The sequence below is a fragment of the Geotalea daltonii FRC-32 genome (genome assembly GCF_000022265.1).
Classification (GTDB): Bacteria; Desulfobacterota; Desulfuromonadia; order Geobacterales; family Geobacteraceae; genus Geotalea; species Geotalea daltonii.
The window spans coordinates 3269075-3291071 of the sequence record NC_011979.1 but is presented as its reverse complement, the minus strand read 5'-3'; the positions used below and the strand labels follow the sequence as shown (position 1 = coordinate 3291071).

General features: G+C 52.0%; 21 protein-coding genes and 3 tRNA genes. 19 read left to right on the top strand and 5 right to left on the bottom strand.

Annotated features, from left to right (window positions below; genetic code table 11):
- Positions 1 to 123: 123 nt before the first annotated feature.
- A complete protein-coding gene (locus tag GEOB_RS14940; protein ID WP_012648082.1) occupies positions 124 to 534 on the top strand; it encodes a hypothetical protein in 411 nt (136 codons plus the stop codon).
- Between the two features lie 64 nt (positions 535 to 598).
- Here GEOB_RS14940 and bioA read toward each other — a convergent pair whose 3' ends face one another.
- The 4 genes from bioA to GEOB_RS14920 form a co-directional block, all read right to left on the bottom strand.
- The gene (gene bioA, locus GEOB_RS14935; RefSeq protein ID WP_012648081.1) at positions 599 to 1957 is read right to left on the bottom strand and encodes an adenosylmethionine--8-amino-7-oxononanoate transaminase; all 1359 of its coding nucleotides are present in this window, start codon (positions 1955 to 1957) and stop codon (positions 599 to 601) included.
- Positions 1954 to 2712 (bottom strand): dethiobiotin synthase, encoded by a 759-nt coding sequence (gene bioD, locus GEOB_RS14930; protein ID WP_012648080.1) that lies wholly within the window; start codon positions 2710 to 2712, stop codon positions 1954 to 1956. The genes bioA and bioD overlap by 4 nt, the downstream gene beginning before the upstream one ends.
- 61 nt (positions 2713 to 2773) lie before the next feature.
- A complete protein-coding gene (gene bioB, locus GEOB_RS14925) occupies positions 2774 to 3763 on the bottom strand; it encodes a biotin synthase BioB (protein WP_012648079.1) in 990 nt (329 codons plus the stop codon).
- Between the two features lie 265 nt (positions 3764 to 4028).
- The gene (locus GEOB_RS14920) at positions 4029 to 4571 is read right to left on the bottom strand and encodes a MucR family transcriptional regulator (protein ID WP_012648078.1); all 543 of its coding nucleotides are present in this window, start codon (positions 4569 to 4571) and stop codon (positions 4029 to 4031) included.
- 185 nt (positions 4572 to 4756) lie between these two features.
- On the opposite strand from GEOB_RS14920, the gene GEOB_RS19840 reads away from it, so the two are divergent.
- From GEOB_RS19840 to hrpB, 12 genes are all read left to right on the top strand, one after another.
- On the top strand, positions 4757 to 4960 hold the full coding sequence (locus tag GEOB_RS19840; RefSeq protein ID WP_083767158.1) for a 4Fe-4S dicluster domain-containing protein: 204 nt from the start codon (positions 4757 to 4759) through the stop codon (positions 4958 to 4960).
- Between the two features lie 92 nt (positions 4961 to 5052).
- Entirely contained in the window at positions 5053 to 6108 is a 1056-nt protein-coding gene (locus GEOB_RS14915) for a 3-methyl-2-oxobutanoate dehydrogenase subunit VorB (protein WP_012648076.1), read from the top strand.
- 96 nt (positions 6109 to 6204) lie between these two features.
- Positions 6205 to 6948: a thiamine pyrophosphate-dependent enzyme gene (locus GEOB_RS14910; RefSeq protein ID WP_012648075.1), complete on the top strand. Its 744-nt coding sequence runs from the start codon at positions 6205 to 6207 to the stop codon at positions 6946 to 6948.
- Between the two features lie 11 nt (positions 6949 to 6959).
- On the top strand, positions 6960 to 7499 hold the full coding sequence (locus GEOB_RS14905) for a 2-oxoacid:acceptor oxidoreductase family protein (protein ID WP_012648074.1): 540 nt from the start codon (positions 6960 to 6962) through the stop codon (positions 7497 to 7499).
- A gap of 80 nt (positions 7500 to 7579) precedes the next feature.
- Positions 7580 to 7653: transfer RNA gene (locus tag GEOB_RS14900), tRNA-Gln, on the top strand.
- Positions 7654 to 7757: 104 nt separating this feature from the next.
- Positions 7758 to 7832 (top strand) — tRNA-Glu (locus GEOB_RS14895).
- A gap of 83 nt (positions 7833 to 7915) precedes the next feature.
- Positions 7916 to 10834, top strand: coding sequence for an SLBB domain-containing protein (locus GEOB_RS14890; protein WP_012648073.1), 2919 nt, complete (start codon positions 7916 to 7918; stop codon positions 10832 to 10834).
- A gap of 11 nt (positions 10835 to 10845) precedes the next feature.
- Positions 10846 to 12033, top strand: coding sequence for a GumC family protein (locus tag GEOB_RS14885; protein ID WP_012648072.1), 1188 nt, complete (start codon positions 10846 to 10848; stop codon positions 12031 to 12033).
- Between the two features lie 25 nt (positions 12034 to 12058).
- Complete coding sequence (locus GEOB_RS14880) at positions 12059 to 12457, top strand: VanZ family protein (protein ID WP_012648071.1); 399 nt, start codon at positions 12059 to 12061, stop codon at positions 12455 to 12457.
- A gap of 1 nt (position 12458) precedes the next feature.
- Positions 12459 to 13265, top strand: coding sequence for a phosphatase PAP2 family protein (locus GEOB_RS14875; protein ID WP_012648070.1), 807 nt, complete (start codon positions 12459 to 12461; stop codon positions 13263 to 13265).
- Positions 13266 to 13280: 15 nt separating this feature from the next.
- Positions 13281 to 13970: an HAD family hydrolase gene (locus tag GEOB_RS14870; RefSeq protein WP_012648069.1), complete on the top strand. Its 690-nt coding sequence runs from the start codon at positions 13281 to 13283 to the stop codon at positions 13968 to 13970.
- Positions 13967 to 16483: an ATP-dependent helicase HrpB gene (hrpB, locus tag GEOB_RS14865; protein ID WP_012648068.1), complete on the top strand. Its 2517-nt coding sequence runs from the start codon at positions 13967 to 13969 to the stop codon at positions 16481 to 16483. Before GEOB_RS14870 ends, hrpB begins: the two co-directional genes overlap by 4 nt.
- A 17-nt stretch (positions 16484 to 16500) precedes the next feature.
- Here hrpB and GEOB_RS14860 read toward each other — a convergent pair whose 3' ends face one another.
- On the bottom strand, positions 16501 to 17247 hold the full coding sequence (locus GEOB_RS14860; RefSeq protein WP_012648067.1) for a M23 family metallopeptidase: 747 nt from the start codon (positions 17245 to 17247) through the stop codon (positions 16501 to 16503).
- A gap of 88 nt (positions 17248 to 17335) precedes the next feature.
- Here GEOB_RS14860 and GEOB_RS14855 point away from each other — a divergent pair, with 88 nt between their 5' ends.
- The 6 genes from GEOB_RS14855 to GEOB_RS14830 all read left to right on the top strand — a co-directional run bounded on the left by GEOB_RS14855 (position 17336) and on the right by GEOB_RS14830 (position 21935).
- Positions 17336 to 18250, top strand: coding sequence for a putative 2-dehydropantoate 2-reductase (locus GEOB_RS14855; RefSeq protein WP_012648066.1), 915 nt, complete (start codon positions 17336 to 17338; stop codon positions 18248 to 18250).
- A 267-nt stretch (positions 18251 to 18517) separates the two neighbouring features.
- Complete coding sequence (locus GEOB_RS14850; RefSeq protein WP_012648065.1) at positions 18518 to 18856, top strand: P-II family nitrogen regulator; 339 nt, start codon at positions 18518 to 18520, stop codon at positions 18854 to 18856.
- Between the two features lie 43 nt (positions 18857 to 18899).
- Entirely contained in the window at positions 18900 to 20312 is a 1413-nt protein-coding gene (gene glnA / locus GEOB_RS14845) for a type I glutamate--ammonia ligase (RefSeq protein WP_012648064.1), read from the top strand.
- Positions 20313 to 20439: 127 nt separating this feature from the next.
- The gene (ppnP, locus tag GEOB_RS14840) at positions 20440 to 20754 is read left to right on the top strand and encodes a pyrimidine/purine nucleoside phosphorylase (RefSeq protein ID WP_012648063.1); all 315 of its coding nucleotides are present in this window, start codon (positions 20440 to 20442) and stop codon (positions 20752 to 20754) included.
- 16 nt (positions 20755 to 20770) lie between these two features.
- Positions 20771 to 21712: a tRNA glutamyl-Q(34) synthetase GluQRS gene (gene gluQRS / locus GEOB_RS14835; protein WP_012648062.1), complete on the top strand. Its 942-nt coding sequence runs from the start codon at positions 20771 to 20773 to the stop codon at positions 21710 to 21712.
- Positions 21713 to 21860: 148 nt separating this feature from the next.
- A tRNA-Gly gene (locus GEOB_RS14830) sits at positions 21861 to 21935 on the top strand.
- The last annotated feature ends 62 nt before the right edge of the window (positions 21936 to 21997 follow it).

Sequence of the window (21997 nt, the reverse complement as noted above, 5' to 3'; positions counted from 1 at the left end):
TTTCATTGAAGCCCAAACCAGAGTAACTCCGAGATGTCCTCTTAGCCCAATATGGCTTATTTACCAAATTTGGTCCGGATATTGCTGCCATGTGGCTGTTTGGAACGAATCCCAGGAGCGAAAATGAACAGACTGAGGAAATATACCCTTTTACTGGCAGCAGTCTTTCTTACAACTTTTACAGCTCCCTCCTTTGCTGCGGATGACCAAAACCCCGTGGAGAGGAATCCTTTCAAGGAAATTTTCGTCAATTCAATCTATGGTGGTCTGGCGGGCACATTGGTTGGTGGCGCCATGCTTGCCTTTACAAGAAGGCCGGCAGACCATGTGGACCGTCTGGCATATGGTGCTGCGGCAGGAGCTCTTTTAGGTGCCGGTTACGGTGTTTTCAAAGGGACCCGCTCCCTGATGGAGGTGGAAGACGGTAAGGTGAAGTTCGCCATGCCGACCATCATGCCTGACATCAAGGAAACCAATTCAAAAGGGCAGACGCCCATTGTCGTTATGGCTGAATTTCTTCGCGGTACTTTCTGAGGACTTGCAGGAGGGATTGCAGTTTTGTTGAGGGGGCCGGTTAAATGGCCCCTTTTTTTGTCTCTTATTCCGTAACCTCACGGATAGATGCTTCGATACCGTCCATGAGCTGCTTGAGTTCTGCCAGCGAGATGGACAGGGGAGGGAAGACGACGATGATATTCCCCAGGGGTCGCAGGAAAATTCCGTGCTTTCTCGCCGCTCTGCATACCAGGACCCCAATCCGCTCCTCCCAATGGTAGCTTTCCTTTGTTGCCCTGTTTCTCACCAGCTCAATGCCGCCGATGAGCCCTTCCTGACGCACATCACCCACGTGAACCAACGATTTTAGAGAATTCAGCCGGTCTTTCAGATACTCGATCTTGGGTTGCAGATTGGCCAGCAGCTGTTCTTTCTCAATTAAGTCCAGACTAGCCAGTGCGGCTGCACAGGCAATTGGATTACCGGTAAATGTGTGGCCATGGAAAAAGGTTTTCAGCTCACGGTATTCACCGAGAAAGGCATTGTAAACCTGCTGGGTGGTTAGGGTTGCTGCCAGGGGGAGATAACCTGCGGTAATTCCCTTGGATAAGGCCATAAGGTCAGGAGTAACTCCTTCCTTCTCACAGGCGAACATGGCGCCGGTCCGGCCGAAACCCACTGCCACCTCGTCGGCGATCATGAGTACATCATATTTGTTGCACAGCTCGCGTACCGTCCGGACGAAACCTTCCGGCTGAGTGATCATTCCACCGGCACCCTGCACTCGGGGCTCGATAACCAGTGCCGCCAGTTCGTGGGCGTGATCAGCCATCAACCGTTCCAGCTCCTTGAGACATACCTTTCCGCAGCTGGAGCTATCCGAGGTTTCCATGGGGCAGCGGTAGCAGTAAGGCGCCGGTGCCTTGATGGTGGGAAAGAGAAGTGGGGAATAGACATCGTGGTAGATGTCGATGCCGCCGACGCTCATGGCTCCAACTGTGTCACCGTGGTAGGCGTTGGTGAAGGAGATGAATTTTGTCTTGCCGGTGTGCCCTTTGTGCTGCTGGTACTGGAAGGCCATTTTTACGGCAATTTCCACAGCGGTTGAGCCATTGTCGGAGTAAAAAACCTTGCAAAGGCCGGGCGGGGCAATATCCACCAGCCGCTTGGCGAGCAGGGCGGGCTGTTCGCCAGCCAGGCCCAGCAGTGTTGAGTGCTCAAGCCTGTCAACCTGGGCCTTGATCGCCTCATTAATCTCTTTCTTGCAGTGGCCGTGAACATTGGTCCAGATTGCGGCAACCCCGTCCAGATAGCGGGTGCCGTCTGTATCTATAAGGAATGATCCCTCACCCCGTTCAATGACAATCGGCTCGTCCTCCTCCCACTCCTTCATCTGGGTGAAGGGGTGCCAGACATAGCGGCGATCATATTCCTGAAGGGTTTGTGTATCGTATTTATTCACCTTGTGCTCTCCTTTGTTGATGATGCTGCGCCAGCCCCTAATTCACGCAGCATCAACGCCGTTGCCGGGTCCTGCTCAAGGATCGAAACAATCTCTTCCACAAGGGTATGCTGATCCAGCCTTGGGCTGTGCGGGAAAACCCCCAGCAGCGCTGCCCCGGAAAGGGAGCCCAGCATGTGCGGCGCGTATTCTTCGGCCTTGTCCGGAGCTGAAGGATAATTGTTGACGATGATCCCCTTGACAGGAATGCCCATCTGTCTTGCGGTAAAAGTGGTGAGCAGGGTGTGGTTGACGGTGCCGAGATTGGGACGGGCGACGACTGCGACTGGAAGATTCAGGTGATTGATCAGGTCGGCAGTCAACAGCCCGCCGGCCAGGGGGACCATCAGTCCGCCTGCACCTTCGACGATGACAAAGTCATGCTTTGCTGCCAGCCGCTCGTAAGCAGCCTTGATTATGGAAAAGTCGATGCGGACCTTGTCAAGTTCGGCCGCCACTGAAGGGGCCAGCGGTTCCCTGAGCAGATAAGGGGTCATGTCAGGATCGTCTTCACGTGTATGCACAGCCCATTTCAACAGCTCTGCATCTTCGGAAAGAAGTTTACTTCCGACCTCTATGCAGCCGCTGGTGACCGGCTTCATGACCCCGACAGACAATCCCTTATTCGCCAAGAGCCGTGCTAACACAGCCGAGACAATAGTCTTGCCGACACCGGTATCGGTGCCGGTAATGAATATCCCCTTACAGTTTGCCATTCACCGCCTCCGATTTAACCAACCACCAATCACCAATCACCAATCACCAATCACCGACCATTTATTCGCAGCAGCTCGCCACCGACAGGTTCAGGTCCTTGAGCATCTGCCAGTCTTCTTCGGCGGCCCTGCCGGTGGTGGTCAGGTAGTTGCCGATCATGGTGCCGCTGGCGCCGGCAAAAAATATCCACGATTGCAGATCGCGCAGGTTTTTCTCCCGGCCGCCACAAATCGAAATCCGCTTTGTGGGAAGGATCAGGCGGAAGAGGGCGATGGTTTGCAGGCATTCCATGGGGGTTATGTTCTCTGCATTTTCCAGTTTTGTTCCTGCGATTGGATTGAGGAAATTAAGGGGAACCGAGTCCACATCCAGTTCCCGAAGGGTGTAAGCCATCTCGATTCTCTGGGCCACACTTTCTCCCAGGCCGAAGATGCCGCCGCAGCAAACCTTCAGCCCAGCTTTTTTCGCGACGCGTACGGTATTCACATCTTCTTCATAGTCGTGGGTGGTGCAGACGTTGGGGAAAAAGCTGCGGGAGGTTTCAAGATTGTGATGATAGGTTTCCACGCCGGCTTCCACAAGGGCAGATGCCGTTTCATGATTGATAATACCCAGTGAACACGAAGGGGTGATGCCTGTCTCCCGGCGGATGCGTCGCACGGCATTGCAGATCCGTTCCAGCTCTTCCCCTTTCTTGATTGATGTGCCGCTGGTTATGATGCCGTAACAGGATGAGCCGTTTTTTTCCGCTTCCCTGGCGCAGGCCACCATTCGCTCCTCATCGATCAATGAATAGACCGGGGCATCGGTTTTGTGGTGGGCCGATTGGGCACAAAACGAGCAATTTTCCGGACATCGGCCCGATTTGGCATTGACAATGGAGCAGAGGAAGACCTTGTCTCCGACAAAGTGCTCCTTGATGCGGCTTGCTGCACCAAACAGCGGGTACAAAGCCGAACCCCGAAGATTTGCCAGCTCCAATGCCTCTTCAACAAGAATATCTCCACCTTCAATGATGCGTTCGCCTAATTTTTCCAGGTTCATTTTCATCTGCTGCCCTCCGTAAATCGGATTTATCACAGCAGGTTGGTCTTGTCAACCGGTTTTAGATAAATGGTTGACGAGTGACAACAAGCCAGGACGTAAAACCATGGCAGTTGAAAGTGGATGTTTGGGAATGTGTCCGAACGATGGTGAAATGGGAGAATCTATATGGGCAAGATGGGGGGTGACTGACTGTTGAAAAACTACTGCTGGGCAGCTTCAGTCGGAACCCCGGCGTCGATTACGCCTGGGTTCCGAGCTTGGGCAATTTTCAGGGTTTTTTTGCCTTTGCCGATATCTTTGCTGTTTTCTTTTTTGTGGCTGCTTTGGGAGCGGCTTTGGCGGCAGCTTTTGCCGGTTTGGCTGCCTTTTCCTCGGTTGCGGCTTTTGCCTTTATCTTGGCAGCTCTTACGGCTCTAGCCTTGGCCAGGTTGTCGGCGAGGCCGCGGTCCTGAGCCATTTTCCTTCTGGCTTCAGAGAAGTTTTTGGCAGTAAGCGCCTGGGAGGATGGGATCCCAAACTGTTTTCTGTATGCTCCCGGCTTCATGTCATGTACCTGGGCCAGATGGCGGGCAAGGGTCTTCATGCCGGTTTTGCCGCAGATCATGCAGGAGACTTGATCTGGTTGGAATGCTTTTTTCAGTGAGATGGCTGGAGCCTTGCTTTCCGATTCTGCTTCTGCCGGTGCTTCCAATTTTTGCAGTGCTGCGTGAACTTTCTGCAGTTCTGCAAGCAGTTCTTCACTGGACATCTCTGATACTGATGCATGTGAAGAAACAATGCTTGCTGTCAGTTCCAATAAGGTTGAGGCCATTTTACTTCCTCCTTTGTCAAGACAAGAGAATATTTATTCAAGGTTTTTATATTTAACTATATTATTTCTCTAAATCAAGAAAAAAGGTGGTCTTTATAAATAAAAAGCGTTGACTGATCAGAGATATATCTGATAATTTGGCCTTCCTGATAGCATAGCGTTGAGTGACAAGGGAAGCACTTCACATGGCAATGATAAAGATTGACGAACAACGATGCAAAGGATGCGGTCTGTGCACAATAGCATGTCCGCACAAGCTGCTCGCTTTATGTGACAAGATAAACAATCAGGGCTATACTCCTGCTCGCATTTCCTCAGCAGACAAGTGCACAGGCTGTGCACTGTGTGGTGAGATTTGTCCCGATGTTGCCATTGCCGTCTTCAAATAATCCATAGACTTTCCAGTCCCGGTTCAAGCTGTTTCATACACAGTTTCTCATCTGCAGAAATTGCTCACCCGTGTTTAACAACGGAGGTAGTTTTGACAAAGCGTCTTTTTGTGAAAGGAAACGAAGCAGTGGCCATGGCTGCCATAGAGGCCGGCTGCCGCTATTACTTCGGTTATCCCATTACGCCACAGAGTGACATTCCTGAATATCTTTCACGTGAACTGCCAAAGCTGGATGGCGAGTTTATCCAGGCAGAGAGCGAAATCGCTTCCATCAACATGCTCCTTGGCGCCTCGGCTACCGGGGTTAGGGCCATGACATCCTCATCAAGCCCGGGAATTTCCCTCAAGCAGGAGGGAATATCATACATGGCAGGTTCAGAACTTCCCGGCGTCATCGTTAATATTTCCCGTTCAGGCCCCGGCCTTGGGGGAATCGATGCTTCCCAGGCCGATTACTTTCAGAGCGTGAAAGGGGGAGGTCATGGCGGCTACCATGTCGTCGTCCTCGCACCGGCATCGGTCCAGGAAATGTATGACCTTACCATGCTCGCATTTGATCTGGCAGATCAGTACAGGATGCCGGCCATGATACTTGCCGACTCCGTTATCGGTCAGATGAAGGAAGGCCTTGTGGCCAACAAGAGGCCGGTGCGGGATTTGCCAGCCAAAGATTGGGCTGTGCGAGGCAAAGGGGGCGGAGAGCAGCGTGTCGTCAAATCCCTTTTTCTTGGAGATGGTGAGCTGGAGGCCCATAACTGGAAGCTCCACGCCAAATACCAGGTGCTGAAGGAACAGGAGGCTCGCTGGGAGGAATACGAAACTGCCGGCGCCAATCTGCTGATTTCGGCATTCGGCTCCACGGCGAGAATTGCCAAGACAGCCATCATGATGGCAAGGGCGGAAGGGCTTAACGTGGGGCTGTTGCGTCCCATAACCCTTTTCCCGTTTCCGGAGAAGGCGCTTCTTGAGCAGACCAGAACCTGCAAGAAAGTGTTGGTCATGGAGCTGAATACCGGCCAGATGGTTGAAGATGTGAGGCTTTCCGTGGCTAAAGATGCAGAAGTCAGCTTTTATGGCAGACCGCCAGGTGCAGGGTCGCTGCCTACTCCGGAAGAGCTGCTGGAACAGATCAAGAAACATTATTGATCGGTGATTGGTGATTGGTGATTGGTGATTGGTGAGGGGCAAACCTCGAACTCCGAACCTTGAACCTCTAACTTCGAACTTTTTACGAGGATTATTATGCAGCAGGTTTTCAAAAGACCGGCAAGTCTGAAGGATGTACAGACCCATTTCTGCTCCGGCTGCCATCATGGGACCATCCATCGCCTGGTTGCCGAAGCGATTGACAAGTTTGCGGTACAGGACAAGACCATCGGCGTTGCATCTGTCGGTTGCTCGGTTTTTCTCTACGGATATTTCGATGTGGATGTGGTCGAAGCTCCCCACGGCCGGGCTTCAGCCGTTGCCACAGGCGTAAAGCGGGCCAAGCCGGAAAACTTTGTCTTTACCTATCAGGGGGATGGTGACCTGGCAGCCATCGGCACTGCAGAAATTATTCACGCAGCCAACCGCGGTGAAGATCTCACCGTTTTTTTCGTCAACAATACCACCTACGGTATGACCGGAGGACAGATGGCTCCGACGACACTTGTAGGACAGAAAACCTCCACTTCACCCTATGGCAGAAACAAGGCCAAGGATGGCGCCCCCATCAGAATGGCCGAACTTCTGGCCCAATTGGAGGGGGTCGCCTTTTCCGCCAGAGTGGCGGTTAACTCCCCAAAGAACCTGATGGATGCAAAAAAACAGATACAGAAGGCCTTCCAATACCAGGTGGAGGGAAAAGGTTTCTCATTCGTCGAGGTTCTTTCCGCCTGCCCGACCAATTGGGGGATGAATCCTCTTGCAGCCAATGAACGGGTCGGAACTGAAATGAGTGAATATTTCAAGCTGGGTGTTTACAAGAACACCGCCAACTTGTAGGGAGTATCTTCATGCGACAGGACGTATTCATATCCGGATTTGGCGGACAGGGTGCCCTTCTAGCAGGCAATCTGCTTGCCTATGCTGCCATCATCGAAGGCAGGAACGTTTCTTTCTTCCCTTCCTATGGTGTAGAAAAGCGTGGTGGTGCAGCCATGTGTACCGTTGTCATCGCCGACGGCGATGTGGGCTCGCCTATCATAGGTACTCCTTCCTTTATGATCGTTCTAAACCAGTCGTCACTGGATAAATATGGCGCCAAGGTCAAACCCGGCGGGGTCTGCATCGTCAATTCCAGCCTGGTCAGCACTGAAGACTTTCACCGTTCCGATATCAACATCATTGAAATTCCCATGAATGACATTGCCATTGAACTTGGCGATGCAAGAATGGTGAACATGGTGGGACTTGGCGCCTATGTGGAAAAATCCGGTGCCGTATCCCTTTCCGCTCTTGAGGCCGGGCTCAAGGAAGTACTGCCGGAAAGGAACCATCGCTTCATACCAGCCAACATCAAGGCCATTGAAGCTGGCGCCCGGAAAGCCAGATAGCGCTGTTCTGCTGACCAATTTAAAAATGCTGAAAATTGTTGACGGGCGCAACCTGAATCTGCTATATAAGGCGTTCATGTTGGGGTGTCGCCAAGCGGTAAGGCAACGGACTCTGACTCCGTCATCCAAGGTTCGAATCCTTGCACCCCAGCCATCTAAAGATAAACAAGAGTGAAGCGTGAAAAGTGAAGTGTGAGAGGGATATAAATGTTTTTGAGAATCGTTCTTCATTCACAATTCAGCAGACACTTATTCTCAGGTCCCATCGTCTAGCGGTTAGGACACCGGCCTTTCACGTCGGTAACAGGGGTTCAAGTCCCCTTGGGATCACCAATTATTGAACAGTAACCTCCATTGGGGATTGCTGTTTTTTTTTGCTTTGGCGTCGCTACTACTTTTAGTTCAGGAATCAGAGGATGAAAAAGAAGATTTTAGGTTTTATTGCGGCATTGCTGATTTCGATTTGTTCCATGCCGGCGTTCGCCCTGTCTGTGGATGAAGCGAAGCAGAACGAGGATCAGGGCGTTTTTATCGGCGAAACAAAGAAAGGTACACCCTTGGGGGAGCTTAACGAGCCCACCTCGGGATTCTCCAGCAAAGGATTTTCCAACACGGGATCCTCCAGCGAAGCTGAAAGAGGCCTGCTCAACAAAGACACCTTTGGTGACCAGCGGAATCTTGCAGAGAAAGCAAATCTTCTTAAGGATAAAGATAAGGCCAAAGAGCTTGCAGCCAAAAAGCCAAAAGTATTTCTCAAGGTTGAACCCGGCGACGGATTGGTTCGACTCAACTGGGACGTGAAGGGCTTGCAGGCGAAACCTGGCGATGCACCGGTCAAGTTTACCCTGTTTTATGGCCTTGAGCCGGGTCGCTATGAAAAGAAAATCGAGATTGGCAGTGTTCGGGAATACACGCTTCGCGGACTCATCAACAATTATATTTATTATGTCAAAGTTCAGGGAACCGTCCAGCTTCGACAGGAATCAGAGGAGGCGGAAGAAAAACCGGCTGAGCAGGTTGTTTTTTCCAACGAGGTCAAGGCAATCCCGCTTCCTGTCGGAGAACAGGGATCCCAACTGGAAAAATCTTTTGCCAAAAAAGTAAGTACTTTCCAGGATAATCTTGAAGCTGATCCTTTCAAAAGAGAGTTGAAGCAGTTCGGCTATGATTTCTTCGAAAACAGCCTTGCCACTTTGACCATGAGCGATAACCTTCCCGTGGGTGGGGATTATATCATCGGTCCTGGCGATTCCCTGCGGATCGATCTGTGGGGTACACTGCAGGGCAAGTACGATGTGGTTGTCGACCGTAACGGTGAAATCACCCTGCCTAAAATCGGTACTGTAAAGGTTTGGGGGATCGACTATGCCCAGGCAAAGGAAGTCATCAATAAGGCTGTTTCACGCTATTTCAAGGGTTACGAGCTCAACGTAACTCTGGGTAAACTCAGGACCATTCAGGTATACGTAGTTGGCGAAGTCGTGTCCCCCGGCACCTATTCCGTCAGTTCCCTGGCCACGGTAATAAATGCCCTTTCCCAGGCAGGTGGCCCCTCGAAAAACGGCAGTCTGCGCACTGTGCGTCTGCTAAGGGGGGGCAAGCTGATACAAGAAGTTGATCTGTATGACATGCTTCTTGGCGGAGACCGCAGCAAGGATCTTCGGCTGGAAAACGGGGATACCTTGCTGGTGCCGGTGATCGGGCCTGTAGCTGCCGTTGCTGGTGAAATAAAACGCCCTGGCATTTATGAACTCCTTGGCAAGACAAGCCTGTCCCAGGTGCTGCAATTCGCCGGGGGGATCACCGCCGCCGGAGACACTGCCAGGGTACAGGTTGAAAGGTTTGAGGGAAACCATGCCAGGGTAGTGCAGGATTACGAGGCCAAGCCTGGCCAGCAGGTTCTTGACTTGAATAGCATCCATATGCACGACCAGGATATGATCAAGGTATTCCCTGTGTTCAAGGCGCTGCGCCGCGTGGTTACTCTCAAGGGGAATGTGGTGCGCCCCGGGGAGTATCAGTACCGGGAAGGAATGAGGATCACCGATCTGATACCCTCATTTGCTGCTGTTCTGCCGGATTCCTATATGGAATCGATCGAGATCCTTCGAGTGGTGCCTCCCGATTTCCACAAAGAGACATCATCCATAAACTTGCGCCTGGCTTTGCAAGGAGAAGAAAAAGAGAACATCCTGCTCCTGGAGCAGGACTCCATCAAGGTCTTTCCCCGTTCCGAGATGGAAGAAAAACCGGTCGTCGCCATCAATGGGCAGGTATTGAATCCCGGCACCTATGACTATTATCCGCGAATGACTGTCAGAGACCTGGTTACTGCTGCCGGTAGTCCAAAGAGAAACGCACATCTTGAGAACGCCGAGCTGACCCGGGTCAGGGTCGAAGGGGGGCGGGCACAGGTGAAGCGGAAGATTGTCAACCTGAAATTCGCCTTGGCAGACGATCCGGAGCACAATTTAGTGCTAGAGGCGGATGATGTCCTCAGCGTGAGATCCATTCCTGAATGGCTGGATACCGACGACCGGTTCGTGACCTTGAAAGGTGAGTTCCGCTTTCCGGGCATCTATTCCATAGCCAAAGGGGAAAAGCTCGATTCCGTCATTAAGAGGGCTGGGGGCTTTACGGATGAAGCCTATCTGAAAGGCGCAAAGTTCACCAGGAAATCGGTCCAGGAGAGCCAGCAAAAGCGAATGGAAGAAGTTATTTCCCGTAGCGAGCAGGACATTGTCAAGAAACAGGGTGAATTGGCGTCACTGGCAGCATCGAAAGAAGAGCTGGAGGCAACCAAGGCTTCCCTGGAAGGACTGCAGAAGAACCTTGAGCAGTTAAAGCTGAAAAAGGCGGAGGGGCGTGTGGTGGTGCACCTGGTAGCCCTGAATGAGCTGCCACAAACTCCCTACAATCTGGAGATGTCCGGGGGAGATGTACTCGAAGTCCCACCTGTACCCAGCGTCGTCAATGTCATGGGCCAAGTTTACAACCCGACCACATTTGTCCATCTTCCCGGCAATACGGTTTCGGCATATCTCAGGCAAGCTGGCGGGCCGAACCATGATGCAGAGGAAGACGACATGTACATCATAAAAGCTGACGGTTCTGTAGACAGCCGCCAGCAATCACGGTTCGGCATCCGCTGGAATGAAGACGACAAAAGCTGGAGCTTCGGCAGCTTCATGTCAAAGCCCATGAATCCGGGGGACACACTGGTTGTGCCCCAGAAACTTGAGCGCACGGCCTGGCTCAGGGATATCAAGGACATTACGACCATCATTTCACAGATTGCCCTCACTGCAGGCACTGTCTTCATCGGGTTGAAATAGAGGATTCAGGGATGGATACAAATAAGGACGAACTCCAGTCGGAAGAGGAAATCAACCTGCTTGATCTTCTCAGGGTCATTGTCCGGCGTAAAAAGCTGATAATCAAGATATGTGTGACAGCTGTTGTTTTGTCGGTTGCATATAGCCTGACCCTTCCCAATATTTACACGGCTACAGCCCGCGTTCTTCCGCCACAGAAGGAAGGCGGTGGCGGTATCTCCGCACTGCTCGGTCAGGTGGGTGGGCTTGCGGGATTGGCTGGCGGTGCCCTTGGCGGGAGTTCCGATCTCTATCTGGGCATACTGAAAAGCCGCTCCGTTGCCGACGCAGTCATTAAAAAGCTGGACCTGCAGAAAAAGCTGGAATGCAAAAGCATCGATGAGACCAGGCTGGCCCTGACATCTATTGTAAAAACACAGGCGGGCAAGGATGGGATTATCACTATCAGTGCAGACAACAAGGATGCTGTACTTGCCGCCACTCTTGCCAATACCATGGTTGCCGAACTGGGAAACAGAAGCGTGCAGCTGAACTTGACCAGGGCAGGGTCAGAGCGGGTCTTTCTGGAAAAACGCCTTGATCTGGTGAAGGATGATCTGGCCAAGGCAGAAAATAGCCTCAGGGATTTTCAGGAAAAAAACAAGATGCTGAAGGTGGACTCACAGGCTGCAGCCACCATCGAGGGCATTGCACAAATCAGGGCCGAGATAGTCGCCAAGGAGGTGCAACTGGCTTCTCTCAAATCCTTCCAGACCGATGAAAGCCCGGATGTTCAGTTGCTTAAGACTTCCATTGCCAAACTCCGCAACCAGATGGGCTCTTTTTCCGGCAATGGTGCTGGAGATGTCATACCAGCAGTCGGCAACGTGCCGAACCTGGGGCTTGAATACGCACGGAGACTGCGTGAACTAAAGACCCAGGAAGCTATTTTCGAGCAGCTGAAGAAGCAGTACGAGGTGGCGAAGTACAATGAAGCGAAGGATTCTTCCTCCGTTCAGGTACTGGATGATGCAGTGGTGCCGGCAAAGAAAAGCAAACCCAAGCGCTCGCTGATAGTTTTGCTTTCGGCAGTAACTGCCTTCTTCGCTTCGATTTTCATAGTATTCATTCAGGAATACTTTGATAAAATGTCCGATGATGACAGGGGCCGCTGGAATGAGATCAAGGCCTCCCTCATGTTCCGCCGGCGGCAAAATTAGACAAAACTTCTACAACAGAGGTTCCTTGGAAAGGTTCAGGTCAAGATTATTTCTCCTCAGGTGGCTGCTGTTTATCGTCTGGGGAGTTCTTGTTTTATGGCTATCGCTCATGTCTGATCCACCGGCTATCGACGATGACCTGTTGGGTTGGGACAAATTCGAGCATGGTGCTGCCTATTCCCTTTTGACAATTCTCGCCGGCTGGGCTTTCTGCAACTTCCGGCTATCGGCAAAGCTCCGCTGGTCAATGGCAGCATCTGTCGCGGTCGGGATTGGTGCTCTTCTGGAGGTCCTCCAGGGATCCTTCACTCGAACAAGAACTGCAGAATGGGGCGATTTGCTGGCCGATGCCATAGGGGCAGGCATAATTCTTCTGCTGGCAATTGTCCTAGAAAAAAAATTCGGTGCCGCAAATAGGGGTTGATGTGCAACGGCTGATTTACTTCCTTGTCATGTTTTTACTGATCTCTTCGCCGGTTATGGCTGAAGATAATATCTTTAACAGCACGACTGCAATAAAGGATGAGCTGGGGCGTCTGGGAGAAGAAGCCGTCCAGGTTGCAGGGGCCCCTTTCGACAGGGACGCTCTTTTCGGTACACTGGCCACAGCTGGTGCAGTGGGACTTACCTATTATTTCGATGACGATATCAGGTCGAAGGTTCTGGGGCTGAAGGGAAAAAATCTGGATCGGGTGACCGACGCCGGCAATCTGGTTGGCAATCCATACCTTCATCTTGGCGTGGCTGCTGCCGTCTATGGCGGTGGAATCCTTGCCGGTTCCGAAAAATACAGGAGCCTTGGAGAAATGCTCGGAGAATCGGTAATTCTGGCCGACGCCGCCACCTTTCTTCTCAAGGAAGGTTTTGGCAGGGGACGTCCATTTAAAAGCGGCGACAAGGCCGATTTCAAGCCGCTTTCCTTCGATACTGATTATGATTCCTTGCCTTCCATGCACACTGCCAGCTCCTTTGCCATGGCCTCCGTCATGGCGAGAACTTCCGAAAGTTTCAGCGTCAAAATGTTGTCCTATTCTGCCGCTGCCTTTGTCGGTTTTTCCCGCATCTATCAGGACAAACACTGGGCCAGCGATGTTTTGCTCGGGGCTGCCATAGGTGAGTTGTGCGGCAGGGTCGTTACCAATTATCATGCCGGCAAGGGGGCTTCCAGACTGACCATTGCGCCCGCTGCATCCACTGATGGCGCTTCACTGGTGCTGCTCGGCAAATTCTAGTGTATGGGGGATAACATGCTGGCTGCGGTTATTTTCGATTTTGACGGAATCATAGTCGATACAGAGCCACTGCATTACAAGGCCTTTCAGGAAGTGCTCGTACCTCTGGGGCTGGGCTATTCCTGGGAAGATTACATCAGCCATTACATAGGTTTCGATGACCGCGACGCCTTTCGGGAAGCCTATGCCGTCGCCGGCAAGACGCTAGATGTCAAGGAACTCTGCTCTCTCATCGGGAAAAAGGCCGCTGCCTTTAACAAGATCATTGCTTCAGGGGTTATCCCTTTTCCCGGTGTTGTCGAACTGATCAAAGCTCTGAAAGGTAGCTGTCCGGTCGCTCTCTGCAGCGGTGCTCTCGCTTCGGATATAGCGCCGATCCTTCAGCAGCTTTCCATTACCGATGCTTTTGATGTAAAGGTAACTGCTGATGAGGTGTCTGCCAGCAAACCCCATCCCGAAAGCTATGAACTTGCCGTGAAAAGGCTTGCCCAGAAGTTTCCTTCCCTGACCATCACTCCTTCACGGTGTCTTGCCATTGAAGATACCCCTGCCGGGATAGCCTCTGCCAACGGTGCCGGTCTCAAGGTCCTCGCCGTGACCAACAGCTATCCTGAGGAGAAGCTGGGATCTGCCCTGAAGGTGGTTGATTCGCTGGTCGGCATCGATTATCAGGGTCTGGGGACATATTTTCACTCACTCACATGAAACAGCTGCCCATCGATGAAATCCTTCCACAATTACTAAAGAGCATCAAAGATAATCCTGCCTTAGTCATCCAGGCTCCTCCCGGGGCTGGTAAAACCACCAAAATCCCGTTAACCCTGCTACAGGTCCTTCCTCCTGACCGCAAAATAATCATGCTGGAGCCAAGGCGGCTCGCCGCCACCAATGCCGCCCGTTGGATGGCTGCCCAGCTGGGGGAGGAGGTTGGCAATACCGTCGGCTACACCATTCGCTTCGAGCGCCAGGTCTCAGCCGCGACACGTATCGAGGTCGTGACCGAAGGTATTCTCACCAGAAGGCTGCAGGCTGATCCACAACTCACCGGTATCGAAATGATCATTTTTGACGAGTTCCACGAGCGAAACCTGCACAGCGACCTGGCCCTGGCTCTCTGCCGTGACGCCCAACTGGGGTTGCGCCCCGACCTGAAACTGATCGTCATGTCCGCTACCCTTGATGCTGCACCAGTTGCAAAGCTTCTTGGCGATGCTCCTCTCTTGACCAGTGAAGGACGGTCCTATCCTGTGGAACTCCGTTACCTTTCGGGTGAGCCGGTCGGCCGGACAGCAGAAATCATGTCTGCTGCCATCCAAAGAGCATTGGGCGAAACCGAAGGGGATATACTCGCTTTTTTGCCCGGTGCCGGTGAAATCAAACGTTGTGCTGCTCTTCTCAATGGTTCTACGGCTGCAGCGATCCATCCCCTTTACGGTGATCTTCCTTTTGCCAGGCAGGAAAAGGCTATACTGCCGGGTCCCCAGCGCAAGATTGTCTTGGCCACCAACATTGCCGAGACAAGCTTGACCATCGAGGGGGTGAGGGTGGTCATTGACAGCGGCTTATGCCGCCAGCAGCGTTTCGATCCCGCCACAGGTCTCAACCGGCTGGTCACCACCCGCATTTCGGCGGCTTCAGCCTCCCAGCGGGCCGGAAGGGCCGGACGCACAGCCCCCGGAACCTGTTATCGCCTCTGGACAGAGCATTCCCAGTCCACTCTGATCCCTTTTACCGCGCCAGAGATACGTTCATCAGACCTGTCGTCCCTTGCCCTCGAACTGGCACTGTGGGGGGTGAATGATCCGTCTGCCCTTTCGTGGCTTGATGTGCCGCCGGCTGCAGCCTTGGCTGAGGCGCGCGAACTCCTGAAAAAACTTGATGCTCTTGACCATAATTTCCTGATTACCAAGCTTGGGCGCAAAATGGCTCTCCTTCCGGTTCATCCCCGGCTTGGGCATCTCATTATCGAAGGGGAAAGAAGGGGATATGGAGAGCTGGCCTGTGATATGGCCGCTCTGCTCACTGAGCGTGATATTATTTCCGGCAGTTCTTCGCATGTGACTCAAGTGAGTGACAGTGACATCCTTGACAGGATTGAGCTTGTGGTCGACTGGCGTAAGGGAAAGAGTTGCAGTAAGGGGACCGATGGCATGGACTCACATAGCTTTTCGGCTGTCGATCGCATGGCCGGGCAGCTGAAGAAGCTGGTCGGCACTGGAAGGGCGACATTACCGGCAACCGCCCAGGCCGTTGGTCTTCTCTCGGCCTTGGCGTATCCGGATCGCATCGGTCAGCAGCGGGAACCGGATTCCCCCCGTTATCTTCTTGCCAATGGACGCGGCGGAACCTTGAGCGGCAGGAGTTCCCTCAGGAATGCTGCCTACATTGTCGCCGTTGTCATGGAGGGAGGGGAGAAGGGCGATGGGCAGATTCATTCAGCCAATGCCTTGGATTTGGCAACGCTACGAAAGGAGTTCGCTGCAGATATCCAATGGTTGAGGTCAGTCAGCTGGGATGATCGGCTGCAGAGGGTGCTTGCCCGTGAGGAAGAGCGCCTGGGGGCGCTGGTTCTGGCAACGAGGCAGATAAATCCATCGGCGGAAGAGGTAACTGCAGCATTCCTTGGGGGGATAGCCTGTGGAGCCGGCCTCACTGCTCTGAATTGGACCAGCCGTGCCGAGCAGTTTCGCTTGAGGATATTATTTCTCGAAGGTATCTTTCCCGAATCCGGTTTGCCTGATTTTTCAGCGGATAATCTGCTGAGGACATTGCCCCAATGGCTCGGCCCATACCTGAGCGGCATTAAAAATATGGCAGAGCTTCAGGCCGTGGATATCTACACACCCCTGAAGAATATGCTGGATTACACTCAGCTCCGTTTGCTGGAGGAGGGGGCGCCGACGCACATCACGGTGCCGAGCGGTTCATCCATTCCACTGGAATACTCGGAGGACAAGCCGCCCGTACTGGCTGTCAAGTTGCAGGAATTGTTCGGCCTTGCCGATACACCCCGGGTGGCGGGAGGGAGGATTGCCGTCACTCTGCATCTTCTTTCTCCGGCACGTCGCCCCATCCAGGTGACGCAGGACCTGAGGAACTTCTGGAATTCAACCTATGTTGAAGTAAAAAAGGAGTTGAAGGGGCGTTATCCGAGGCATCCATGGCCTGATGATCCATGGAATGCGACTCCGACGCGAAAGGCCAAGCCAAGGGGATAAAGACTTGAGAGTAAGATTTATTGGGGCAAATTGGTGAAGACGATGGTGCCGTTTTTCTCCACAAACCGCCTGATCTCGGCATGTTGAATGCGGTTGGCCGCAATAGTGGCGTTTTTGAAACTTCCTTGGCGGTCTTCCACATAGGCCTGAGTCAGGTTTGTACCGTGTTTCCATAGCTCAAAATGGAGATGTGGACCGGTTGAGCGGCCGGTGGACCCGGACAAGGCGATCGTTGTCTGGACATCGACCTGCTCGCCTGTTACAACGAGCAGCAGGGAGTTATGCCCGTACAGAGAGGTCATACCGCTGTCATGCTCGATGATGACCAGATTGCCGTACCCGCCACGGGGGCCGCTGAAGGTGACTTTTCCCGGTGCGATTGATTTTACCGGTGTTCCTGAGCCTACGGCTATGTCTATACCGCTGTGATGTCTGAGATTGCCGTCGATGGGGTCATGGCGCCAGCCATAGTTGGAGGAAATTTTTCCTGTTACCGGTACTTGCAGTTGCAGGCTTTCCTGATCATTCGTAGAGGATTTCCTGTTTTCATGGAGAGTTTTTTTCAGGGCAAACTTTTTCTTTTCAGACGGCCTTTGGGGCGCATCTTCCTTCATGATCTTCACCGCACCCGATCTGGTGGGAGTATTGGTAAAAACTTCTACCCCATCTTCCATTTCGAACCGGTAAAAATCGGCATGGGCGTTGACAGAGACAACGAGCAGCAATATGGTGAAAACGGGGCTTTTCCATGGGGAGAGCAGCATTCTGGCTCTTTCCTTATCTACTGTTTTGGGGGAAGCGCTGTAAATATACAGTGTTACCTGTTAATTTACAAGCTTATGGAGGTTGGAAGTGCGTATTGCCGTTGTCGGGGCAGGAGCCCTTGGTCTGTATTATGGAGCAATGCTGCAGAAGGGCGGGCATGAGGTATGTTTTCTTCTGCGGCGCGATCTTGAAACCATCCCAAAGAATGGCCTCAGCGTTTTTTCCATAAATGGCGATTTCAAGCTTTTCCCAGTTGCAGGATACGGGAGCAGTGAAGAGATTGGTATGGTGGATCTTGTGCTGGTAGGGCTGAAGACCTTTGCCAACCAGTCGTACCGGCAGCTTATAACCCCGCTCTTGAAGGATAACAGCATCATCCTCACCTTGCAGAACGGGCTTGGCAACGAAGAGGCCCTTGCTGAAATTTTCGGCAGCGAACGGATTATGGGAGGAGTGGCATTTCTCTGTTCCAACCGGGGAGAACCCGGTGTAGTGCATCATTTGGGAGCGGGAAGAATAATCCTGGGGGAGTATGCCCGACCATATATGGACAGGGCAGAATCAGTCGCCGCAATGTTCAGCATGGCAGGCGTTCCATGCCAGGCCGTTACTGACCTGAAAAAGGCACGATGGGAAAAACTGATCTGGAACATTCCCTTCAATGGAACATGTGCCTTGCTGCAGAAGCCGGTGAATGTCCTTCTCAGTAACCAGAGGACGCGGTGTTTGCTTCGGGACATCATGTTTGAACTGATCCAAGCGGCAAATTGCCAGAGCCTTTCGAACCCGATCCCGATGGCATATGCTGATGAGATGCTGGATTTCACAGACGCAATGGGGCATTATAAGCCATCAATGCAGATTGACAGGGAAGAAGGCAGAGAACTTGAGCTTGAGGCAATTTTTGCCAGGCCTCTGGATGCTGCCCGACAAAAAGGGATTATCATGCCGCGGGTGGAAGCACTGCATGCACTTCTTGAGGAATCCACAAGCCGATCCTGATCATATTGATGGTGGTTATATATTGGGCACAGGGGGCAGGCTTTGCCTAATTTATGGGCTGTAATTATCGGTGGTTTATTACCATAAAATCTAAGTTACTTATTTTATTAACTAAATGTTGGAGATGGTCGTTGGCAGAAAAATTGCTATAATTTCCACAGCTATAAAATCGTGATTCGTTTGTTTTAATTGATTAGCCTTGCATTTTAAAAACAAGGCAAATATAATCCGCTCGCTTTTGAGCAAAACGATTCGGGGGTGAGATCATTGAAAAAAGTCGAAGCCATCATCAAGCCTTTCAAACTGGATGAAGTCAAGGAAACATTGAATGAAATCGGCATTCAGGGAATAACCATAGCTGAAGTCAAAGGGTTTGGTCGCCAGAAAGGCCATACCGAACTGTATCGCGGCGCTGAATACGTCGTTGACTTTATTCCCAAAATAAAAATCGAGATTATTGTCAGTGACGACATTGTCACCAAGGTCATTGATACCATAGAGCAGGCAGCAAAAACCGGCAGAATCGGTGACGGCAAAATTTTTGTAACGCCAGTGGAAGAGGTTGTAAGGATCAGGACTGGTGAGCGTGGCGAAGACGCTCTTTAGACCAGTGCAAAATTAATAAACAGTTAGAAAAGGAGATTTGTTGATGACACCAAAACAAGTGGTTGAGTTTGCCAAAGAAAATGGCGCACTAATGGTCGATTTTAAGTTCATGGACTTCGTGGGAATCTGGCAGCACATTTCGATTCCCATCACCGAGTTCAGTGAAGATACCTTTGAAGAAGGTCAGGGATTTGATGGTTCCTCCATCCGCGGCTGGCAACCGATCCATGCTTCCGACATGATCCTGCTCCCTGATCCTTCCACCGCCAAAATGGACCCCTTTGTCGCGATTCCGACTCTTTCGCTCATCTGCAACGTCTTCGATCCTATCACCAAGGAAGACTACACCCGTGATCCTCGTAACATCGCACGGAAGGCTGAAGCGTATCTGAAGTCCACCGCCATCGGCGATACTGCCTTTTTCGGACCTGAAGCTGAATTCTTCATCTTTGACGATGTGCGCTATGATTCAAGCTCTAACCAGTCCTTCTATGTTGTTGACTCCGTCGAAGGCGCCTGGAATACTGGCCGTGAAGAGTTTCCAAATCTCGGCTACAAGCCCGGCTTCAAGGGTGGCTACTTCCCGGTTTCTCCTAACGATTCCCAGAACGACCTCCGTAATGAAATGGTCATAGAACTGCAGAAGGTCGGCATCAGGGTTGAGTGCCAGCACCACGAGGTTGCCACTGGTGGCCAGGCCGAAATTGATATGCGTTTCTCTTCGCTGGTGGACATGGCCGATCAGCTCCAGTGGTTCAAATACGTCATCAAGAACGTAGCCAACAGAAATGGCAAAACTGTAACCTTCATGCCGAAGCCGCTCTATGGCGACAATGGTTCCGGGATGCACTGCCACCAATCAATCTGGAAAGACGGCCAAAACCTGTTTGCCGGCGACGGCTATGGTGGGCTCTCCAAAATGGCCCTTTACTACATCGGCGGCATCATCAAGCATGCGAAAGCCCTCTGCGCCTTCACCAACCCGACCACCAACTCCTACAAGCGCCTGGTCCCCGGTTATGAAGCCCCTGTTAATATGGCATACTCCAGCCGTAACCGTTCCGCTTCCATCAGGATTCCGATGCTGTCTTCCAATCCGAAAGCAAAGCGTATCGAATATCGGACACCGGACCCCTCCTGCAATGGCTACCTTGCCTTCGCCGCCATGCTCATGGCCGGTCTCGACGGTATCGAAAACAAGATCGATCCGGGCCAGCCGCTGGACAAGGACATCTACGGACTTTCTCCGGAAGAACTTGCTGATATACCTTCAGCTCCGGGCAGCCTGGAAGAAGCTCTCAATGCACTCAAGGAAGATCACGAGTTCCTCCTCAAAGGTGACGTCTTCACACCTGACGTTATCGAGAAATGGATCGAGTACAAGACTGAGGCAGAGGTTACCCCTGTCCGCATGCGTCCTGTTCCCCTTGAATTCGCTCTTTACTTCGACATTTAAGCATACTGCACCGATGAACGACAAGGGCGGGGGATTTCTCCCGCCCTTTTTTAATTTCTTGACAGTCCCGGTGCTATGCGTTTAAGTATCAAACGCGGTAGAAATCCCCCATAAACAGGAGTATTGCATGTCAGAATTCAGTAATGTAACCGTTGTAAAAGAGGCAAATATATTCTTCGATGGCGGTGTAACAAGCCGCACCATCATCTTTTCTTCGGGCAGCAAAAAAACCCTGGGCATCATGATGCCGGGAGAATATGTATTCAATACAGCCGGCGCCGAGTTAATGGAAATTCTTTCAGGTGACCTGGAAGTGCAGATTGCGGGTATCGACTCGTGGAAGCCCGTAAAAGGCGGGGAATCCTTTGAAGTTCCTGCCAGCTCCAGTTTCAGGATGAAGGTAAAAACCGTTACCGATTATTGCTGTTCGTTTCTTGCCTGAACAAAGGTCATCCACCATGGACTCAGCCGGATCAAACTCTGATTCTGTTGTCGGGCGTTTTGCACCATCGCCCACGGGGCCGTTGCACCTGGGTTCTCTTGTTGCCGCATTGGGAAGCTACCTCTTTGCCAGGCACGCCGGAGGCCGATGGCTGCTGCGTATGGAAGATATCGATCTGCCGCGTGTCGTACCGGGCATTGCAGATGATATGCTGGCTACGCTGGAAATTCTCGGTTTTCAGTGGGATGGAGAAGTGCTTTACCAGAGCAAAAGGACGGAGATTTACGATGCTGCGCTGCAAGATTTGATCAAAAAAGGGGTTGCCTACCTGTGTGGCTGCACAAGATCGGAAATTGCCAATATTTCGTCAGCCCCTGCTCCAGGTTCCGATGACATTGTCTATCCCGGCCTCTGCCGAGAAGGAATAGCACCCGGCAAGGTGGAGCGTGCTTACCGGGTGAAGGTCTATGATGAGGTGCTTTCTTTTATAGACGGGGTCATGGGACGTTACAGCCAGGTGTTGACCGCTTCTTGCGGCGATTTTGTCATTCGGCGTGCCGATGGACCTTTCGCCTATCACCTGGCTGTTGTTGTGGACGATGCGGCAACTGGCATCAATCAAGTAGTGCGTGGCTCGGATCTTTTGAGTTCCACACCGAGACAGATCTATCTCCAACGGCTTCTTGGTTACTCGACCCCATCATACGCCCATCTGCCGCTTGTAACCGGCCCGGACGGAGCGAAGCTGAGCAAGCGGGACAATGCCGTTTCCCTTGCCGCAAATGTCGATCTGCGTAAAGATGGTGGAGCTCTCCTCCTGGCGGCACTTTGCTTTCTTGGCCAGGCACCACCATTGTTTTTAAATGGAGCGCCACAACAGGAAATTCTCCATTGGGCGGTATTGAATTTCAAACCCGAGAATATCCCCCGCATTTCTTCTCCTTTTGCACCAGCATGATGTTATAGAAAGAGCTTTCGCCTAGATTAGCAGTTATCGTCAAGGGTATAATAATGCCATTCAAGTATCAGCCTGGAAAAAAATCGAAAGACCAGAAAAAAAGTATTGACTCGCGATGGGGCATTTGCTATAAGTTGGAACTCGTTGAGCGGGAATAACTCAGTGGTAGAGTGCAACCTTGCCAAGGTTGAAGTCGCGGGTTCGAATCCCGTTTCCCGCTCCATTAAAAACTATTTCAACTAATATATAGTGTCCGCATACGGCCCCTGACTTTCAAAAACCTCT

Bases quoted from the DNA above. Each gene is read 5' to 3' on its own strand.
- GEOB_RS14870 (WP_012648069.1), top strand. From the start codon at position 13,281: ATGCTGGCTGCGGTTATTTTCGATTTTGACGGAATCATAGTCGATACA.
- ppnP (WP_012648063.1), top strand. From the start codon at position 20,440: ATGTCAGAATTCAGTAATGTAACCGTTGTAAAAGAGGCAAATATATTC.
- GEOB_RS14860 (WP_012648067.1), bottom strand. From the start codon at position 17,247: ATGCTGCTCTCCCCATGGAAAAGCCCCGTTTTCACCATATTGCTGCTC.
- GEOB_RS14890 (WP_012648073.1), top strand. From the start codon at position 7,916: ATGAAAAAGAAGATTTTAGGTTTTATTGCGGCATTGCTGATTTCGATT.
- GEOB_RS14905 (WP_012648074.1), top strand. From the start codon at position 6,960: ATGCGACAGGACGTATTCATATCCGGATTTGGCGGACAGGGTGCCCTT.
- GEOB_RS14885 (WP_012648072.1), top strand. From the start codon at position 10,846: ATGGATACAAATAAGGACGAACTCCAGTCGGAAGAGGAAATCAACCTG.
- bioD (WP_012648080.1), bottom strand. From the start codon at position 2,712: ATGGCAAACTGTAAGGGGATATTCATTACCGGCACCGATACCGGTGTC.
- gluQRS (WP_012648062.1), top strand. From the start codon at position 20,771: ATGGACTCAGCCGGATCAAACTCTGATTCTGTTGTCGGGCGTTTTGCA.
- GEOB_RS14940 (WP_012648082.1), top strand. From the start codon at position 124: ATGAACAGACTGAGGAAATATACCCTTTTACTGGCAGCAGTCTTTCTT.
- GEOB_RS14910 (WP_012648075.1), top strand. From the start codon at position 6,205: ATGCAGCAGGTTTTCAAAAGACCGGCAAGTCTGAAGGATGTACAGACC.
- GEOB_RS14920 (WP_012648078.1), bottom strand. From the start codon at position 4,571: ATGGCCTCAACCTTATTGGAACTGACAGCAAGCATTGTTTCTTCACAT.
- hrpB (WP_012648068.1), top strand. From the start codon at position 13,967: ATGAAACAGCTGCCCATCGATGAAATCCTTCCACAATTACTAAAGAGC.
- bioB (WP_012648079.1), bottom strand. From the start codon at position 3,763: ATGAAAATGAACCTGGAAAAATTAGGCGAACGCATCATTGAAGGTGGA.
- glnA (WP_012648064.1), top strand. From the start codon at position 18,900: ATGACACCAAAACAAGTGGTTGAGTTTGCCAAAGAAAATGGCGCACTA.
- GEOB_RS19840 (WP_083767158.1), top strand. From the start codon at position 4,757: ATGGCAATGATAAAGATTGACGAACAACGATGCAAAGGATGCGGTCTG.